19 protein-coding genes and 2 tRNA genes are annotated in these 16,301 nt (G+C 66.2%); 8 read left to right on the top strand and 13 right to left on the bottom strand.

The genetic code is table 11. From position 1 onward, the window contains the following. Positions 1 to 179: 179 nt before the first annotated feature. From ampE to ACFX4F_RS08555, 5 genes are all read right to left on the bottom strand, one after another. Entirely contained in the window at positions 180 to 1,067 is an 888-nt protein-coding gene (ampE, locus tag ACFX4F_RS08575) for a regulatory signaling modulator protein AmpE (RefSeq protein WP_105164771.1), read from the bottom strand. 94 nt (positions 1,068 to 1,161) lie between these two features. After that, positions 1,162 to 2,094, bottom strand: a complete 933-nt coding sequence (nudC, locus tag ACFX4F_RS08570) for an NAD(+) diphosphatase (RefSeq protein ID WP_099820435.1) — start codon at positions 2,092 to 2,094, stop codon at positions 1,162 to 1,164. A gap of 141 nt (positions 2,095 to 2,235) precedes the next feature. Then, positions 2,236 to 2,628: an iron-sulfur cluster insertion protein ErpA gene (gene erpA, locus ACFX4F_RS08565; RefSeq protein ID WP_025874631.1), complete on the bottom strand. Its 393-nt coding sequence runs from the start codon at positions 2,626 to 2,628 to the stop codon at positions 2,236 to 2,238. Positions 2,629 to 2,659: 31 nt separating this feature from the next. Next, entirely contained in the window at positions 2,660 to 3,124 is a 465-nt protein-coding gene (locus ACFX4F_RS08560; RefSeq protein WP_380654152.1) for a polymer-forming cytoskeletal protein, read from the bottom strand. 4 nt (positions 3,125 to 3,128) lie between these two features. Continuing rightward, the gene (locus tag ACFX4F_RS08555) at positions 3,129 to 3,872 is read right to left on the bottom strand and encodes a DUF6776 family protein (protein ID WP_099820433.1); all 744 of its coding nucleotides are present in this window, start codon (positions 3,870 to 3,872) and stop codon (positions 3,129 to 3,131) included. A 178-nt stretch (positions 3,873 to 4,050) separates the two neighbouring features. Here ACFX4F_RS08555 and ACFX4F_RS08550 point away from each other — a divergent pair, with 178 nt between their 5' ends. From ACFX4F_RS08550 to ACFX4F_RS08540, 3 genes are read left to right on the top strand one after another with little or no spacing between them, the layout of a single operon-like run. Continuing rightward, on the top strand, positions 4,051 to 4,668 hold the full coding sequence (locus ACFX4F_RS08550; protein WP_025874628.1) for a DUF4126 domain-containing protein: 618 nt from the start codon (positions 4,051 to 4,053) through the stop codon (positions 4,666 to 4,668). A 44-nt stretch (positions 4,669 to 4,712) separates the two neighbouring features. Further along, positions 4,713 to 6,608: an EAL domain-containing protein gene (locus ACFX4F_RS08545; protein ID WP_380654148.1), complete on the top strand. Its 1,896-nt coding sequence runs from the start codon at positions 4,713 to 4,715 to the stop codon at positions 6,606 to 6,608. After that, complete coding sequence (locus ACFX4F_RS08540; protein WP_380654145.1) at positions 6,609 to 8,813, top strand: ATP-binding protein; 2,205 nt, start codon at positions 6,609 to 6,611, stop codon at positions 8,811 to 8,813. Position 8,814: 1 nt separating this feature from the next. Here ACFX4F_RS08540 and bfr read toward each other — a convergent pair whose 3' ends face one another. The 4 genes from bfr to ACFX4F_RS08520 form a co-directional block, all read right to left on the bottom strand. Continuing rightward, complete coding sequence (bfr, locus tag ACFX4F_RS08535; protein WP_230112195.1) at positions 8,815 to 9,285, bottom strand: bacterioferritin; 471 nt, start codon at positions 9,283 to 9,285, stop codon at positions 8,815 to 8,817. A 140-nt stretch (positions 9,286 to 9,425) separates the two neighbouring features. Beyond that, positions 9,426 to 9,635 (bottom strand): bacterioferritin-associated ferredoxin, encoded by a 210-nt coding sequence (locus tag ACFX4F_RS08530; protein WP_089237360.1) that lies wholly within the window; start codon positions 9,633 to 9,635, stop codon positions 9,426 to 9,428. Between the two features lie 135 nt (positions 9,636 to 9,770). Beyond that, entirely contained in the window at positions 9,771 to 10,073 is a 303-nt protein-coding gene (locus ACFX4F_RS08525; protein WP_380654140.1) for a hypothetical protein, read from the bottom strand. After that, positions 10,070 to 10,693: an RNA pyrophosphohydrolase gene (locus tag ACFX4F_RS08520; RefSeq protein WP_025874624.1), complete on the bottom strand. Its 624-nt coding sequence runs from the start codon at positions 10,691 to 10,693 to the stop codon at positions 10,070 to 10,072. Before ACFX4F_RS08520 ends, ACFX4F_RS08525 begins: the two co-directional genes overlap by 4 nt. Before the next feature lie 121 nt (positions 10,694 to 10,814). On the opposite strand from ACFX4F_RS08520, the gene ACFX4F_RS08515 reads away from it, so the two are divergent. Together ACFX4F_RS08515 and ACFX4F_RS08510 are read left to right on the top strand one after the other, a co-directional pair. Further along, positions 10,815 to 10,891: transfer RNA gene (locus ACFX4F_RS08515), tRNA-Met, on the top strand. A 52-nt stretch (positions 10,892 to 10,943) separates the two neighbouring features. Beyond that, positions 10,944 to 11,017 (top strand) — tRNA-Gln (locus ACFX4F_RS08510). Positions 11,018 to 11,300: 283 nt separating this feature from the next. Here the strand turns inward: ACFX4F_RS08510 and rpsI are convergent. Next, a complete protein-coding gene (gene rpsI, locus ACFX4F_RS08505) occupies positions 11,301 to 11,693 on the bottom strand; it encodes a 30S ribosomal protein S9 (RefSeq protein ID WP_005411311.1) in 393 nt (130 codons plus the stop codon). A gap of 2 nt (positions 11,694 to 11,695) precedes the next feature. Then, on the bottom strand, positions 11,696 to 12,124 hold the full coding sequence (gene rplM / locus ACFX4F_RS08500) for a 50S ribosomal protein L13 (RefSeq protein WP_025874623.1): 429 nt from the start codon (positions 12,122 to 12,124) through the stop codon (positions 11,696 to 11,698). 196 nt (positions 12,125 to 12,320) lie between these two features. Here rplM and coq7 point away from each other — a divergent pair, with 196 nt between their 5' ends. Continuing rightward, a complete protein-coding gene (coq7, locus tag ACFX4F_RS08495) occupies positions 12,321 to 12,965 on the top strand; it encodes a 2-polyprenyl-3-methyl-6-methoxy-1,4-benzoquinone monooxygenase (protein ID WP_380654135.1) in 645 nt (214 codons plus the stop codon). Between the two features lie 140 nt (positions 12,966 to 13,105). On the opposite strand, the gene sugE is transcribed toward coq7, so the two are convergent. Both sugE and speD read right to left on the bottom strand, forming a co-directional pair. Then, positions 13,106 to 13,426 (bottom strand): quaternary ammonium compound efflux SMR transporter SugE, encoded by a 321-nt coding sequence (sugE, locus tag ACFX4F_RS08490; protein WP_099820429.1) that lies wholly within the window; start codon positions 13,424 to 13,426, stop codon positions 13,106 to 13,108. A 165-nt stretch (positions 13,427 to 13,591) separates the two neighbouring features. After that, entirely contained in the window at positions 13,592 to 14,386 is a 795-nt protein-coding gene (gene speD / locus ACFX4F_RS08485) for an adenosylmethionine decarboxylase (RefSeq protein ID WP_025874620.1), read from the bottom strand. A 150-nt stretch (positions 14,387 to 14,536) separates the two neighbouring features. On the opposite strand from speD, the gene crp reads away from it, so the two are divergent. Next, positions 14,537 to 15,226, top strand: coding sequence for a cAMP-activated global transcriptional regulator CRP (gene crp, locus ACFX4F_RS08480; RefSeq protein WP_089238148.1), 690 nt, complete (start codon positions 14,537 to 14,539; stop codon positions 15,224 to 15,226). 137 nt (positions 15,227 to 15,363) lie between these two features. After that, positions 15,364 to 16,125, top strand: a complete 762-nt coding sequence (locus tag ACFX4F_RS08475) for a sulfite exporter TauE/SafE family protein (protein ID WP_380654128.1) — start codon at positions 15,364 to 15,366, stop codon at positions 16,123 to 16,125. Positions 16,126 to 16,301 lie beyond the last annotated feature (176 nt).

The following is a 16,301-nucleotide window of genomic DNA, read 5'->3' as shown; positions in this document are numbered from 1 at the left end:
GTGTGGGGCTGCAGGACCGTTGGCGCCATGGATGGCGCCATCGAGCCCCCATGGATGGGTTCACGGCGTGTCCTGCAGCCCCACACCGCCCCGCCCAACCCTCAGCAACCCAGAGCCGCTTTGGCTTTGGCTTTGGCTTTGGCCTCTGCAGGTGCAGGGCTGCAAGCCCTGCAAAGCAACTACGTCACCCAGCCTGCGATCACCAGCAACGCCAGCACTGCCAGCCACAGCAGCAGCATCCGCCACACCAGGCTCATCGCATCACGCAGGTCCGGCAGCCGCTGCCACACCGGCAGCAGGCCGGCTTCGGTGTAATCGTGCGCATCTTCGCGCAATTCGGCATTGACGCTGGCACGCGCCACCGCGCCCAGGAAACCAATGCCGCCGGCCAGGCGCTCACCATGCGCCTGCCGCCATGCCTTCCAGGCCGTGTCGAAGTTGCCGACCAGCGCCATCGAGAACGCCATCAACTGCGCCACCGGCCACTCGATCCAGCCCAGCAGCCGCTGCGCCAGCGCCAGCGGTTCCACCGGCACGCGCGCACGCATCGGGCTTTCCGCCATCAGTGCCAGCAGGCGATAACCGAGCGCACCCACCGGGCCCAGCAGCAGGAACCAGAACAGCACCGCGAACCAGCGCCGCAGTGCGTTCAGCACGGTCGCCTCGACCAGCGAAGGAACATCCTCGCGCAGGCTGCCACCGGCCGACTGCAGGTTGCGTACCGCCGCCTGCCGGGTCGGTGCATCATCGGCATCGATGATCGCTTCGATGTCGCGGTCCAGATCCCGCGGGCCCCAGCACCAGGCCAGCACGGCCACGCCCAGCAGCAGCGCCGGAAGGCCGAACAGCACCCCGCGCAGCAGCCAGGCAACCAGTGCCATCAGCAGCAGTGGCGGCACGATCGCCAGCGCCACGCCGGCCGCTCCCTGCCAGGTACGACCACCGCGCGCGTCCAGCCAGCCCAGCCAGCGCCGGAAGCCGTCGAAACGGCGCAGCGACGCGGCAGCGGCCGGGGCGACATGGCCAAGGGCCAGTGCCACCAACACGGCGACCAGGGTGGTGAACATGGCAGGTCTCCCTACGAGCAAGCGTTCGGCGTCGCTACCTTACCTGTCGCAGCGCCGCCGTCAGCGGTGAACCGTACTGTAACCGGCAGCGTGTTCAGGTGGCGGCAATGCTGGCGCCGCCGGCCGCCGGTTGCTGGCGGTACCAATGCTCGATCAGCCCCCGCGAAATGGAGATCGGCGGTGACAGACGGATGCCTTCACCATCGTCCTCGACGTCACGTGCGAGGGCCGCGCCGACTTCCTCGGCGCTGAACCAGCGCGCGTCTTCCAGCTCGCCGTCCACGGTCGGCACATCGTCCTGTGCCTGCGCACGAAAACCGACCATCAATGCACCCGGGAACGGCCAGGGCTGCGAGCCCAGGTACTGGCAGGCGGTCACCCGCACCTTGCTCTCTTCGTGCACTTCGCGCGCGACGGTCTGCTCGAAGGTCTCGCCCGGCTCGACAAAGCCGGCCAGCACCGAATAGCGGCGCGGCGCCCAGTTGGACTGGCGGCCCAGCAACAGCCGTCCCTGGTTTTCCACGGCAACGATCACGGCCGGGTCGACGCGCGGGTAGTGCTCGGTCGCGCACTGCGGGCAGCGGCCAACGAAGCCGCCACGGGCGAACGTCACGGCCGTGCCGCAGACGCCGCAGAAGCGGGTCCGCGATTGCCAGTAGGACATGCCGCGGGCGTAGCTGAAGGCGGTCGCATCGGCCACGGTCCACAGCAGGGCGGCCTGGCGCAGATCGAGCCGGCGTGGCGCGGTGACGGTCACGCTGGCAGCTTCCACCGAGAACCACGCCTGCTCGCCACGCAGGCCGAGGAAGATCGCGACCCCGGGCCCGCCACCGACATCAGCGCCGGTCAGCGCCAGCGGCTGGTCGTCATCACCGGTGAAGGCGGTGCCGTCCTGGTCCAGGACAAGAATGCGCGCATCCGGCCACAGGCGCGCCAGAGCATCGGCATCTTCGCGCATGGCATCGGCGCGCTCCAACGGTTCACCCACGAAGGCAAAACCGGAAAGCGGCGAAGGAGAAGTGAGCATCCAGCTAGCCTGCCGCCAATCGATGCGGGTGGCAAGCCGCAGACGTTGCGGAATCCCGCCTGTGGGTGCAGGAAAAGCCATCCACGCTTGGCGTGGATCTACCGACGGCACCGCGCGGGGCGCATGCCCCACGCCCTGCAATTACATGCTGAAACTGCTGCCGCAGCCGCAGGTGGTCTTGGCGTTCGGATTGCGGATCACGAACTGCGCACCGGTCAGGCTCTCGGTGTAATCCACCTCGGCGCCCATCAGGTACTGCAGGCTGAGCGGATCGACCAGCAGGGTGACCCCGCTGGTCTGCACCGCCAGGTCATCGCCGGCACGGTTCTCGTCGAACTCGAACCCGTACTGGAAGCCCGAACAACCGCCGCCCTCGATGTACACCCGCAACGACAGGTCGGGGTTGCCCTCGTCCTGGATCAGTTCCTTGACCTTGGCCGCAGCGGCCTCGGTGAAGTTCAGCGGCCGATCCAGCGACTGGTAGTCGGGCGCGGCGGCCGGCGTGGCGCCGGGGAGGGAGACGAGCGTGTTCATGGGCTCAGCATGGGGGCGCCGGCGATCGCTTTCAAGCCATCGCCTCGGCCAGCTTGCGGCGTGCGGCGGTGTCGCCCTTGCCGTTACCGGCTTCCCCGCTCTCCGGCGCTGGCAGGGCCTGCATCGGGGCGCTGGCATGGATCAGCCGGCCGTTCAGCTGGGCACCCGCGTTCATTTCCACCACCTGGTAATGAACGTTGCCGTTGACCCGGGCACTCGGGGTCAGTTCGACCTTCTCGGTGGCGTGCACATCGCCGTCCAGGCGGCCACTGATGACCACCACCTGGGCACGGATCTCACCCTCGATCACGCCATGCTCGGCGAGGGTCAGGGTCGCCGCGCTGGCGCCCTCCTGGGCGATCACCTTGCCGTGGATGCGACCTTCCACGTACAGGCCACCACTGAATTCCACATCGCCACGGATCACCACCTGGTTGCCGATCAGGGCATCCACCACCAGTTGGCCATCACGGCTGGATTTGCTGCTTCCGAACATCTGCCTACTCCCCTTTGCTGGCCGGTGCGCCGGCCTGTTTCCAGTCGAATACCTGCGTGGTGCCCCCCGCACCACTCCCCAATGTCACCTTCACCCGTTGCGGGGTGAAGTCAGCCGGCAGCATCACGCTGCCGGTGAGCTGCTGGAAGTACCGGAACGAGTAATCCTGTCCCGGCACCTTGCTGCGCTGGTGCAGCTCGTCCCAGCTGATGGTGGCCAGCTTGCCGTTCTTCACGCCTTCCACCGTGAAACGCATCTGCCCCTGGCTGATCGCGCCCCGGTTGAGGTTCTGGGTGAGCACCACGCTGTACTGCCAGGTGCCGGCCGATTCCGGGCTGAATTCAATCGAATGGGTGTTCAGGCCCTTGCGCTGGCTGGTCGAGCCCACCAGGCGTTCATAGAAGGCGACGTCAGCGCGCAGGCCGGCGATCTCTTCATCGCGCTCGGCCAGCGAAGACTGCACTTCGTTGTTGGCGGCGCGGCTGATGCGGTCGGACGCTTCCAGCGTGGCCTGCTTCTGCTGCAACTCGGTCAGCTGGGTCTGCAGGGTATCGGCGCGCTTCTCGGCCGCCTGCACACGCTGTCCCTGTTCACCGCGCGGCGCGCCCAGCCAGCAGCCACCCAGCACCGCAAGCACCAGGCTCAGCAGCCAGATGCCCGCGATCACCAGCAGGCGACGGCGGTCGGCGGGGGGTTGCGGCGCACCGGGAAGGCGGACCTGCACACGCATGGGAGGGCGGTTGTTCATGGGTAGTCTCCGTGGCATCGCAGTGGCGACGCCAGTACGGCCCCTGGGGCAAACGACGGGTTAGTGTATGACAGGAACGGCAGGTTTCCCCCGTGCCGGCCGGCAGCGGGCGGTGGCATTCAGCCACTCCATCGTCGATAGTGTGGCACCCCGCACAGTTCCGCCGCCGGAGCCCGCCATGACCGAAGCCCACCTGTTCGTGATCGGCATCCTGCTGGCCTGGCTGGCCGGCATCCGCGTCTACCTCACCGTCTTCGGGGTCGGCATTGCCGGCCTGCTCGGCTGGGTCGACCTGCCGCCGGCGCTGCAGGCCACCGAATCGTGGTGGGTGCTGGGCACCTCGGCGGCGCTGGCCATCGCCGAATTCTTCGCGGACAAGATTCCCGGCGTGGATTCCGCCTGGGACCTGGTGCAGACACTTGCGCGCGTGCCCGCCGGTGCCTTCCTCGCGGCAGCGACACTGTCGCCCGACGGCGACCTGGGCACCGGTGCACTGGTGGCCGGCGCGGGCGTTGCACTGGCCAGCCACGGCCTGAAGGCTGGCACCCGCGCCCTGCTCAACACCTCACCGGAACCGGCCAGCAACTGGGTCGCTTCTGCAGCCGAAGATACCGTGGTGATCGGCGGGCTGGCGCTCGCGCTGGCGCATCCATGGATCGCGCTGGTGGTGGTGCTGGCCTGCAGCCTGGCCGGTGCACTGCTGGTCTGGCTGGTCTGGCGCACCTTGTGGAAAAGCGTGCGCTGGTTGGCACGTGGCGGCAGCGACGACGGACAACGGCAACCGCGTACCGGCTGATCGGCAGGCTTGTCGCATAATGGCCGCGAACACCAGGAGCATCGATGGCCGCAAACGAATCCGCCGCGGGCCCCCGCCCGGGACGCGCTGAAACCCCTCCGGCCGATCATTGGCAACGTTGGGCCGCCCCCGTGGCTGCGGCGACGCCTGCCGAGGCACCGTCAGCAACAGTGCAGGGGGCTGCGTCGTCAGCGCCCGGCGACAGTGTCCGACTGGCCGCTCCGCCGCCCCTGCCCTCGGCCGCAGCACTGCCGGAGGCGGGCAACAGTGACATCGCGCCTGTCGATGCCGACTCGCCCTACCGCGTGCTGATCGTCGAAGACGACCGTGCCCAGGCGCTTTTCGCGCAGAGCGTGCTGCACGGCGCGGGCATGCAGGCGATCGTGCTTGGCGACGCCGATGGCGTGCAGCAGGCCATCCGCGAGCAACGCCCGGACCTGATCCTGATGGATCTGCACCTGCCCGGGCTGGATGGCATGCGGCTGACCGCGATGATCCGCCAGCAGCCCGGCATGCAGTTGCTGCCGATCGTGTTCCTCAGCGGTGACCCGGACCCGGAGCGCCAGTTCGAGGTGCTCGACTGCGGCGCCGACGATTACCTGAGCAAGCCGATCCGGCCGCGCCACCTGATCGCCGCGGTGGCCAACCGTATCCGCCGCGCACGCGCGCAGGCCGCGACCCTGCCGGGTGCCAACGGCGCACCGGCCACCAGCAATCCGGAAACCGGGCTGCCCACGCGCCACCACGTGCTGCAGCAGCTCAACGCAACGCTTGCCCAGCACGAACGCGGTGGCGTGTTCTTCGTGGAAATCTCCAGCGCGTTGGGGCTGCGCGAGCGCTACGGCTACGCGGCCTTCGAGCGGCTGATGGTGCAGGCCGGGCAACGTCTTGCCGAAGCTGGCCATCCGCACCTGTTGGCACGCCTGAATGACAACAGCTTCCTGCTGCTGGCGCGCAACACCGATGAGGACAGCCTGGAAGCGATTGCCGGCACCCTGCGCGAGCAGTTGTCCGCGCGCGCCTTCGTGATCCGCGACGACGAGTCGGTGCACCTGCGTGGTGTGGTCGGCTACGCGCCGCTGTCGCCGGGTTTCGACGATGCCAACAGCGCCCTGGAAGCGGTCGAACGCACCACCCTGCAAGCGCGCCTGCTCAGCGCCGGCGTGGCCGGCCACGTGCATCGCCAGGTGACCACCGAGCAGGAGCACCTGGCGCTGCTGGAAGGCCAGCTGGAGCTCGCTTACCAGCCGATCGTCGCCGTCGCCGGCGGCAGCAGCGCGCAGTACCAGCTGCTGCTGCGCCTGCGCCGGGCCGATGGCAGCGTGCTGACCGCCGGCCAGGTGATTCCCGCAGCCGAAGCCGCCGGCCGCATCGCCGATCTTGACCAGCAGGTACTGGAGCATGCGATGGGCCTGCTCGACCTGTATCGCCACGCCACCCAGCCGCTGAACCTGTTCGTCTCGCAGTCGCTGCGCACCCTGCAGCGCGATGCGTTCGCCGACTGGCTGCTGGAATCGCTGCAGCAACGCCGCCTGCCCGGCAGCGCGCTGGTGATCGACGTGCGCCTGCCCGATGCGCTGATCCACACCGTGCCGTTGCAGCAGTTCTGCCAGCGCATGGCCAGCGTCGGCGTGCGCTTCTGCCTGAGCCAGTTCGAACCGGGCAGCGAAGCGCTTGCCCTGCTCACCCAGCTGCCGCTGTCGTTCGTGCGCATGGCCGCACGTTTTTCCAGCAGCCACTCCAACCCGGATACGCGCGAAGAACTGCGCCGATCGATCGAGCAGGCGCATGCCGCCGGCCTGCAGATCATCGGCCAGCAGATCGAGGATCCGCAGGCAGCGGCCGCGATGTGGGTCGGCGGTGTCGATTACATCCAGGGCAACATGGTGCAGTCGGCCGGCAGCGACCTGAACTTCGACTTCCACAACGCGGTGCTCTGAGTGTCATCGACGGTCGCGCTGCTGGCGGGGTTGGCTTTGGCCATCATCGCCCTGCTGGTACTGGGCCTGCGATTGCGTTCGCGCAGTCACACGCTGGCGGCACTGCAGCGCGACCGCATCACCCTGACCAGCGAGCGCGACCAGCTGCGGCGCACCACCGAGCGCCAGGGGCAGCTGGAACATCAGCTGCTGCAGGCCAAGCAGGCCGCCGAAGCCGCCGTGTTGGCCAAGGGCGAGTTCCTGGCCACCATGAGCCACGAGATCCGCACGCCGCTCAACGGCATCCTGCCGATGCTGGAGCTGATCGCCCGTGGTCCGCTCGGCGAGGACCAGCGGCAGATGCTGGCCACTGCCTCGGCCAGCTCGCAGCAGCTGCTGCGCATCGTCGATGACATCCTCGATTACTCGCGACTGGAAGCACAGGCACTGGAACTGGAAATCACCAGCTTCAACCTGCGCGAACTGCTCGACGGCGTGGTGCAGCTGCTGCAGCGCGCCGCCGAAGCCAAGGGCCTGACGCTGAGCCTGCAGCTGGATCCGTCCGTGCGCCTGCCGGTACGCGGCGACCCGGTGCGCCTGCGCCAGGTACTGGGCAACCTGCTGGCCAATGCCATCAAGTTCACCGCACGTGGCCAGGTGCAGCTGCGCGTGCAGCGGCTGGGCGAGGGCCCCGCCCAACACCAGCTGCGTTTCGAAGTGGTCGACACCGGCATCGGCATCGATGAGGCCCAGCAGGCGCGGCTGTTCCAGTCCTTCAGCCAGGCCGACGCGTCCACCACCCGCATCTATGGTGGCACCGGCCTGGGCCTGGCCATCTGCAAGCGCATCACCGACCTGATGCAGGGCGACATCGGCGTGCGTTCCACCCCGGGACAGGGTGCAACGTTCTGGTTTGAAATACCGCTGTTGAAGGTCCCCGGCGATCTGCCGGCGCTGGCACGTTCGCCGACAGCGCTGCTGCTGTACACCGCCGATGCACAGCTGCAGCCACGCATCGAACGCGTCGCCGCGCACCATGGCCTGCAGGTACAGCTGCTGGCCAGTATTGATGAGGCCATGGAACGTCTGCGCGCAGCACCACGCCCGGGCCAGAGCACACCGGCATGGCTGCTGATCGACGCGCGCCAACGCCGCAATGGCGAGGCGGCCCTGCAGCGGGCCCTGGCCGAGCGCGGTGCCGACGACACGCTGCAGGTGCTGTGGCTGCAGGACGATCCGGTCACGCCGCGGCCGCGCCAGCAGCAGCTGCACAGCACCTTCACTGATGCCGCCCTGCACGCGCTGCTGGCGCAGCCAACCGCCACCGCACGTCCGGCAGCGCTGCTGGCCAATGCAGAAGACGCACAGCCGGCGGCCACGCTGCCGTCATTGGATCTGCGTGTCCTGCTGGTCGAGGACAATACGGTCAACCGGATGGTGGCCGAGCACCTGCTGCGGGTCTTCCAGTGCCAGGTGCGCAACGCCGCCGACGGCGAGCAGGCCCTCGCACTGTTGCGCGAAGGTGGAGTCGACGTCGTGCTGATGGACTGCCAGATGCCGGTGCTCGATGGTTACAGCGCAACACAGCGCTGGCGCAGGGAAGAAGCCGCTGCGGGCCACACGCGGCTGCCGATCATCGCGATGACTGCGAACGCCATGGCCGGTGATCGCGAACGCTGTCTGCAGGCGGGCATGGACGATTACCTGTCCAAGCCGATCGCGCGCGAAACGCTGCATGCCTTGCTGCAGCGTTGGGGCCGGATATCCGTGGATCGCGGACATGCGGCGCTGCCGGAACCCGTGGAACTCCCTGCAACGACGAGCATGCGTGACGGCGAGAGCCCGTGTGATGAACGAGCACGTTCGACCCCGACTCCCCAGCCGGTGCTTGATCGCAGCGTGCTGGATGAACTGCATGCGGTGATCGGTGATGCCGCTGCGCAGATCGTGGCGGTGTTCCTGGAAGACGCGCCGCAGTTGGTGCAGCAGTTGCAGCAGGCAGCGCAGGGCAACGACATCGAGCGCCTGCAGGCGCTGTCGCACAGCCTGAAATCCTCCAGCGCCAACGTCGGCGCGCTGTCGCTGTCAGCAGTGGCGCGGCGGATCGAACACGAAGCCCGCAGTGGCAGCCTGCAGCGCCCCGCCGTGGCAGTGGCGCTGCTGGTGGCGGAGTTCGCCCGCGCGCGCGTGGCGCTGACCGGCTACCTCGCCGGCCAGGCACACTGAATCATTCTTCGAGCTTGCTCAGCAGGTACTTCGGCTCACCGATGCGCTCGATCAGCTCCAGCTGGGTTTCCAGCCAGTCGATGTGCTCTTCCTCGGAGTCGAGGATCTTCACGAACAGCTGGCGGCTGACGTAGTCGCCGACCGAATCGGCGTAGGCCACGGCCTCGCGCAGGGTGACCACGCCATCGCGTTCCAGCGACAGATCGCACTGCAGGATCTCGCTCGGGTTCTCACCGATGCGCAGCTTGCCCAGCGCCTGGAAGTTCGGCAGGCCTTCGAGGAACAGGATGCGATCGGCGAGCATGTCGGCATGCTTCATTTCCTCGATCGATTCCTTGTACTCGTGTTCGGCCAGTTCCTTGATGCCCCAGTTCTTCAGCATCTTGGCGTGCAGGAAGTACTGGTTGATCGCGGTCAGCTCGTTGTAGAGGACCTTGTTGAGGAATTCGATGACCTTGGTGTCGCCCTTCATGGGGATGCTCCTGCACGCTGAAATCGCGGGCACTGTAACGCCTTGCGCGCGCGCGTGAAGGAACGCGAATCGTGCGCATTGGCCAGTGCGGCCAGCAATGAATATCAGGAGAGCGCGGCGTCAACGCGCCGCGAAACGACTCAGGCGACCTGCGCCAGACCCAGAACCGGCAGCGGCAGATCGTGGGTGGCACGCGCCTTGGCCAGCAGGTCGCCGGCCATGTCCAGGCAGGAACCGCAGGTAGCGCCGCATCCGGTACGCATGGTCAGCTCGGCCACCGACGTGACGCCATGGCTGGCGGCTTCGCGAATCTGGTGGTCGGTAACACCGTTGCAGATGCAGACGTACACAGGCGGGAACCAGGGCAGCAGGCCAGTAGCGGCCTGGTCGCTATTCCAATGGAAACGAGAATGGTTGTCAATCAGAGACCTGAACCATTCTCGATACGGTTCAGCGTCCCGCCGAGCCGGCCCGCCATGAGGGGGCTACAGACGCAGCAGCGCCAGCGCCAGCACCGGTGCACTGAAGAAGACGATCAGCCACTGCACGCCCCCGCCTGCCGCTCTCAGCCGCAGCAGGTGGTCCGCCAGCAACAGCGCACCTGCACAGGTCGCGAAGGCGAGGCACGCCCCCAGCGCAAGCGGCATCCATGCGAGGTCGCCGAGAACCACCACGCTCAACAACAGCCAGGGGAGGCTTGCCAGGCGGACAACCAGTCCCTGCCGGAAATAGCCGGCAGCGCTGCGTTGCGACCGATCGCCCTGCTTGTTGCGCAGCCTGCGCGTCAAACCGCCCCCGGTTCACCCTTGGCTTTCCGCGGCCAGTACCCGCCGCGCATGGGTGTGCGCTTCCTGGGCCTGTCATGGCCGGCGGCGTGGCCTGGCATCCAGGCTTCGGCAGCGCTCTTGGGCATGGCACTGATGCCCTGCCCCGCCACCCCCTGGGCCAACGGCGCCAGATGTCGCAGCGCGCGCGCATAGACGCCACGCTTGAACACCACCACATGCTCCACCGGATACCAGAAGTCGACCCAGCGCCAATGATCGAACTCGGGCGAGTCGGTATGGTCCAGGCTGACGTGCGCCTCGTCACCGGTCAGGCGCAGCAGGAACCAGACCTGCTTCTGGCCGATGCAGACTTGGCGTTCATTGCGGCGGATGGCCCGCGCCGGCAGCTTGTAACGCAGCCAGCCCGGTGTCGCCCCAAGCACTTCAACGTGCTCGGGCAACAGCCCGGTCTCTTCCTGCAGTTCACGATACATGGCCTCGACAGGCGTCTCGTCGGTGTTCATGCCACCCTGCGGGAACTGCCAGCCATCCCGGCGCACACGTCGTGCCCAGAACACCTGCCCGTCCTGCCGCATCAGCACGATGCCGACGTTCGGTCGATAGCCGTCCGGATCGATCACGATGCGGACTCCTAAGAAAATCTACTGGTTGGGACTATCCCATGCCGTCTGTCGGGCCACAAGCACGATACAAAGGTGTTGACAGTCCTTGTACACATCAGCAGAATAGCGGGCTCACCAAGGCTATGTAGCTCAGCCGGTTAGAGCACAGCACTCATAATGCTGGGGTCGGTGGTTCGAGTCCACCCATAGCCACCACGTTGAAGTTGTTTTTCAATGTGAAAAGTGAGAAAATAGTTACACGTTACATTGCCCCTTAGCCAAGCGGTAAGGCACCTGACTCTGACTCAGGCATCGGTGGTTCGAATCCATCAGGGGCAGCCAAATTAAATGCAAAAGGCCAGATCGAAAGATCTGGCCTTTTGCGTTTAATCTGGTCACGCATTCCACCTTATCCCCTGCGCCTGTCGGCGCACCCCCTTGAACATCAAGGGGCCTCTCCTCCAGACAGAACTCCGGGGTCGGGCATGCGGAACCACGAGGAGTGCCGGCCGCTGGCCGGCAACCTCGAAATGCGCAGCCCCAGAACGACAAAAGCCCGGCCGAAGCCGGGCTTTTGCTTTTCCAGCCAGCGGGCTCCCGAGGGAGCCCAACCAGGCGCGGCAGATCAGCGCTTGGAGAACTGGGTGGCGCGGCGGGCCTTGTGCAGACCGACCTTCTTACGTTCGACTTCGCGGGCGTCGCGGGTCATGAAGCCAGCCTTGCGCAGCTCGGACTTCAGGGTTTCGTCGTACTCGACCAGAGCACGGGCGATGCCCAGACGGATCGCACCGGCCTGGCCGGTGGTGCCGCCGCCAGCGGCGGTGACCAGGATGTCGAAGCTCTCGGTGTTCTTGGTCAGCTCGAGCGGCTGACGCACGATCATGCGAGCGGTCTCACGGCCGAAGAACTCGTCCAGCGGACGGCCATTGACGGTGATGTTGCCCGAACCCTTGCGCAGGAACACGCGAGCGGTGGAGGACTTGCGGCGGCCAGTGCCGTAGTTTTGAGTGATAGCCATGATTAGATATCCAGAACCTGCGGCTGCTGTGCGGCGTGCGGATGCTCAGTGCCGGCGTAGACCTTGAGCTTGCGGTACATCTGGCGACCCAGCGTGCCCTTCGGCAGCATGCCCTTGACGGCGGTCTCGATCACGCGCTCCGGGTGGCGCTCAAGCGCCTGGGCGAGGGATTCGGTCTTCAGGTTGCCGATGTAACCGGTGAAACGGTGATACATCTTGTCCTGCAGCTTCTTGCCGGTGACGACAATCTTTTCTGCATTGATGACGACCAGGTAGTCGCCGGTATCAACGTGCGGGGTGTAGACCGGCTTGTGCTTGCCACGCAGACGGCGGGCCAGCTCGGTGCAGAGACGGCCCAGGGTCTTGCCCTCGGCGTCGACGAGGTACCAGTCGCGCTGGACGGTCTCGTTCTTGGCAGTGAAAGTGCTCATGAAGAACTCTTGGTTAGGTCGGGCTCATTGCGGCGAAGGACTCGCCGGAACTCTGCCACGCGTTGTGAAAGGTGGAGCGTAAGGGGCGGCATTGTACGCAGCTTGGCTGGCGGGTGCAACCCGGCTTCCGCCCCGGGTTGGCAGGGGGCCGGGGCCGGGCGAGAATCGGGCCTCCCCCGCTCCACGCCGTGCCGCCATGACCGTGCTTCGCCAGACCACCCCGCTGGACCATCTGCTGACCGAGGCGCAGCGCGCCCTGGACACGGTGTTCGGCAACCCGCCGGCCAGCCGCCCCTATCCGGCCACGGACACCGGCGAGCCCGGCATGGACAGCGCGCAGCGTCGCCACGCGGCCGGGCTGATGCGCATCAACCATGTCGGCGAGGTCTGCGCCCAGGGCCTGTACTTCGGCCAGGCTGCGGTGGCGCGCGATGCGGCGACCCGCGAGCATCTGCTGGAGGCGGCCCAGGAAGAGACCGATCACCTGGCGTGGTGCGCCACCCGCCTGGGCGAGCTGGACAGCCGCCCGAGCCTGTTCAATCCGCTCTGGTACGCCGGCAGCTACACCATCGGCACCCTGGCCGGGCTGCGCGGCGATGGCTGGAACCTGGGTTTCGTGGTCGAGACCGAGCGCCAGGTGGAAGCCCATCTGGACGAACACCTGGTCGACCTGCCGGCCGGAGATCTGCGCAGCCGCGCGGTCATCCGGGTGATGAAGGAAGACGAGGCCCGGCATGCCGAGCATGCGGAGCAGGCCGGCGCACGCCGCCTGCCGTTCCCGATCCCCGGCGCGATGGCGTTGGCCTCGAGGGTGATGAAGACCATTGCCTACCGCATTTGAGGCGGAGCCCCCACCAACGGTGGGGGCCTACCAAAGCACACGGTGGGGCCTACCCAACCACACGGTGGGGGCCTACCCAACCACACGGTGGGGGCCGACCCAACCACACGGCGGGGCCCGACCGTTGTTCGGGCCACCTTTCAGTTGGGCGACACCAGCTTCAGGCCGATGACGCCGGCCACGATCAGGCCCACGCAGGCCAGGCGTGCCGGCGAGGCGCTGTCGTTGAACAGATAGATGCCCAGCACCGTCACGCCCAAGGCGCCGATGCCGGTCCAGATCGCATAGGCCGTGCCGACCGGAATGTTCTTCATCGCCTGGCTCATGAGGTACAGGCTGATCAGGGCCGACACCACCGTCAGGGCGGTCGGCACGGGTTTGCTGAAACCTTCGGAGTACTTCATTCCAAGGGCGAATCCGATCTCGAACAGACCGGCCAGCAGCAGATAGATCCAGGGCATGGGTGGGGGCTCCTTACCTTTTTGAGAAAAACGAAACGGCCCGGTGTTTTCACACCGGGCCGTAGGTCGGTACATCGCCGTGGAACTGAAGATTGCGCCAAGCGCAGGCTCCACGGGGCGGGGCGTCCCGCCTGGGTGGCGATGCCTGACGGCATCGCGCATGGGTCACTCAGCCAGGTTGCGGCCGTGGAACAGCTCTTCGATCTCACGACGCAGCAGCGCTTCGATCTTCATGCGTTCCTTGAACGAGATGTTCTTGGCCTTCTCCTCGAACAGGTACTGGTCCAGGTCGAAGTCCTTCAGGTGCATCTTCGTGTGGAAGATGTTTTCCTGGTAGACGTTGACGTCGAACATCTCGTAACGCGACTTGATGTTCTTGGCCAGGAAGTTCTGGATCGAGTTGATCTTGTGATCGATGTAGTGCTTCTTGCCCTTCACATCACGCGTGAAGCCACGGACACGGTAGTCCATGATCACGATGTCCGATTCCAGGCTCTCGATCAGGTAGTTCAGTGCCTTCAACGGCGAAATGACGCCGCAGGTAGCCACGTCGATATCGGCGCGGAAGGTGGCAATGCCTTCCTGCGGGTGCGTTTCCGGATAGGTGTGCACGGTGATGTGCGACTTGTCCATGTGCGCGACCACGGCATCGGAAATCAACTCCTTGCCGGCCTGCTTCTTGTCGATCACCGGCTCTTCGGAGATCAGGATCGTCACCGAGGCACCCTGCGGATCGTAATCCTGGCGCGCCACGTTGAGGATGTTGGCGCCGATGATCTCAGCGACATCGGTCAAGATTTGAGTAAGCCTGTCGGCGTTGTACTCTTCATCGATGTATTCAATGTAACGCTGACGCTCCTCTTCGGTGCGCGCGTAACACACGTCATAGATGTTGAAGCTCAGCGCCTTGGTGAGGTTGTTGAAACCCTGCAACCTCAGGCGAGGCAACGGCTTGACCACGGCGGTCGATTCCTGTGTAAGAAGGGAAAGGGGGAATTATGCGGCATAAGTGTCTCCAGGGGGAACGTGAAGACGCTCAGGTTCTGGCACACTGTTTGCCCTTAACAATTGCGCTGGTTAAGCTCCGCTATCGACCCCGTGAATCCGTTCATGCGCAGAGGGAGCGCCCCTATCGTGTCAACCGTGCGCCTAGCTAGCAGCCCATTGGCCTTGGACATCGCAACAATCGACCGCTTCCTGGCACACAGCCACAGGCGGCGCTATCCCACCCGTACCGACGTCTTCCGACCCGGTGACCCGGCAGGCACCCTGTATTACGTCATCAGCGGCTCGGTTTCGATCATGGCCGAGGAGGAAGAGGACCGTGAACTGGTGCTGGGCTATTTCGGCGCCGGTGAGTTCGTCGGCGAGATGGGCCTGTTCGTGGAGTCGGACCGCCGCGAGGTGATCCTGCGTACCCGCACCGCGTGTGAGCTGGCCGAAATCAGCTACGAGCGCCTGCATCAGCTGTTCCTCGGCCCGCTGTCGGCCGATGCCCCGCGCCTGCTGTACGCGCTGGGCCAGCAGATCTCCAAGCGCCTGCTGGACACCAGCCGCAAGGCCAGCCGTCTGGCCTTCCTGGATGTCACCGACCGTATCGTGCGCACGCTGCACGATCTGGCGCAGGAACCGGAGTCGATGACGCACCCGCAGGGCAGCCAGCTGCGCGTCTCACGCCAGGAACTGGCCCGTCTGGTCGGTTGCTCGCGCGAAATGGCCGGCCGGGTGCTGAAGAAGCTGCAGACCGACGGCCTGCTGCACGCCCGCGGCAAGACCGTGGTGCTGTACGGCACCCGTTGACCACCCGGTGTCCGCCGGGCATGGCGCGGCGCTGCCAAAAGACCTCCACCGGTAGCGCCGGGCCATGCCCGGCGGATCGCCGTACGTGCGACGTACCATCGCATGTCCCGCACACCCGCTTCCGCTAGGCTCGATCCATGGAGCTGAGCAGCGAATTCTGGTGGTTCATCCTTATCGGCCTCGGCGCACAGCTGGTCGATGGTGCGCTGGGCATGGCATTCGGGCTGGTTTCTTCCTCAGTGCTGCTCAGCATGGGGCTGCCTCCCGCACAGGTCAGCGCCAGCGTGCATACCGCTGAAGTGTTCACCACCGGGGCCTCCGGTGTGTCGCATCTGGTCGCCGGCAATGTCGACAAGCGCCTGTTCTTCCGCCTCGCCCTGCCCGGCGCCCTGGGCGGCGCACTCGGCGCGTATGTGCTGACACAGGTCCCTGGCGACCTGATCCGCCCACTGATCTACCTGTACCTGCTGGTGCTGGCCATCATCATCCTGGCGCGCGCTGCGGGGCGCTGGATGCCCAAGGGCGAGATCCGCCGGGTGCCGGTGCTGGGCTTCTTCGCCGGCCTGCTCGATGCCAGTGGCGGTGGCGGCTGGGGCCCGGTGGCCACCTCCACCCTGCTCGCCGGCGGCGGTCAGGCGCGGACCACGATCGGCACCGTCAATGCGGCCGAGTTCGTGGTCACCTTGACCATTTCGGCGACGTTCCTGCTGTCGATGGGCGTGCAGCACCTGCAGATCGTCGCCGGCCTGCTGATCGGCGGCATGATGGCCGCGCCGGTGGCGGCGATGCTGGTGAAGCGGGTGAAAGAACGTTGGGTACTGGTCGCAGTGGGCGTGCTGGTGCTGGGCATCAGCCTGTTCCAGGTGGGCCATGCCGTGTTCGGGTACCTGTACCGCTGAGGCATCCCCCGTAGAGCCGAGCCATGCTCGGCTGATAGCGCACGGATACCGCAACGAAGAGAAGCCGAGCATGGCTTGTATGTTCCTCCCGGCTCCTACGAGGTATGTAGGAGCCAGGGTGGAGGGACCGTCAACATGATATCTGCGGGTAGCAGCCGACAGACGAGCCGAGCGAT

The sequence above is a fragment of the Stenotrophomonas sp. YIM B13575 genome, assembly GCF_042787595.1.
Taxonomy (GTDB): Bacteria; Pseudomonadota; Gammaproteobacteria; order Xanthomonadales; family Xanthomonadaceae; genus Stenotrophomonas; species Stenotrophomonas lactitubi_B.
The sequence above is the reverse complement of the archived record's forward strand: the minus strand, read 5'-3'. Positions and strand labels throughout refer to the sequence as shown.

What these genes read in the sequence shown, in the direction of transcription:
- ACFX4F_RS08550 (WP_025874628.1), top strand. Translation starts at nt 4,051, where the DNA reads ATGACCGAAGCCCACCTGTTCGTGATCGGCATCCTGCTGGCCTGGCTG.
- rplM (WP_025874623.1), bottom strand. Translation starts at nt 12,124, where the DNA reads ATGAGCACTTTCACTGCCAAGAACGAGACCGTCCAGCGCGACTGGTAC.
- crp (WP_089238148.1), top strand. Translation starts at nt 14,537, where the DNA reads ATGCGCAGAGGGAGCGCCCCTATCGTGTCAACCGTGCGCCTAGCTAGC.
- erpA (WP_025874631.1), bottom strand. Translation starts at nt 2,628, where the DNA reads ATGAACACGCTCGTCTCCCTCCCCGGCGCCACGCCGGCCGCCGCGCCC.
- nudC (WP_099820435.1), bottom strand. Translation starts at nt 2,094, where the DNA reads ATGCTCACTTCTCCTTCGCCGCTTTCCGGTTTTGCCTTCGTGGGTGAA.
- ACFX4F_RS08560 (WP_380654152.1), bottom strand. Translation starts at nt 3,124, where the DNA reads ATGTTCGGAAGCAGCAAATCCAGCCGTGATGGCCAACTGGTGGTGGAT.
- ACFX4F_RS08475 (WP_380654128.1), top strand. Translation starts at nt 15,364, where the DNA reads ATGGAGCTGAGCAGCGAATTCTGGTGGTTCATCCTTATCGGCCTCGGC.
- ampE (WP_105164771.1), bottom strand. Translation starts at nt 1,067, where the DNA reads ATGTTCACCACCCTGGTCGCCGTGTTGGTGGCACTGGCCCTTGGCCAT.
- ACFX4F_RS08555 (WP_099820433.1), bottom strand. Translation starts at nt 3,872, where the DNA reads ATGAACAACCGCCCTCCCATGCGTGTGCAGGTCCGCCTTCCCGGTGCG.
- coq7 (WP_380654135.1), top strand. Translation starts at nt 12,321, where the DNA reads ATGACCGTGCTTCGCCAGACCACCCCGCTGGACCATCTGCTGACCGAG.
- ACFX4F_RS08545 (WP_380654148.1), top strand. Translation starts at nt 4,713, where the DNA reads ATGGCCGCAAACGAATCCGCCGCGGGCCCCCGCCCGGGACGCGCTGAA.
- bfr (WP_230112195.1), bottom strand. Translation starts at nt 9,285, where the DNA reads ATGAAGGGCGACACCAAGGTCATCGAATTCCTCAACAAGGTCCTCTAC.
- rpsI (WP_005411311.1), bottom strand. Translation starts at nt 11,693, where the DNA reads ATGGCTATCACTCAAAACTACGGCACTGGCCGCCGCAAGTCCTCCACC.
- sugE (WP_099820429.1), bottom strand. Translation starts at nt 13,426, where the DNA reads ATGCCCTGGATCTATCTGCTGCTGGCCGGTCTGTTCGAGATCGGATTC.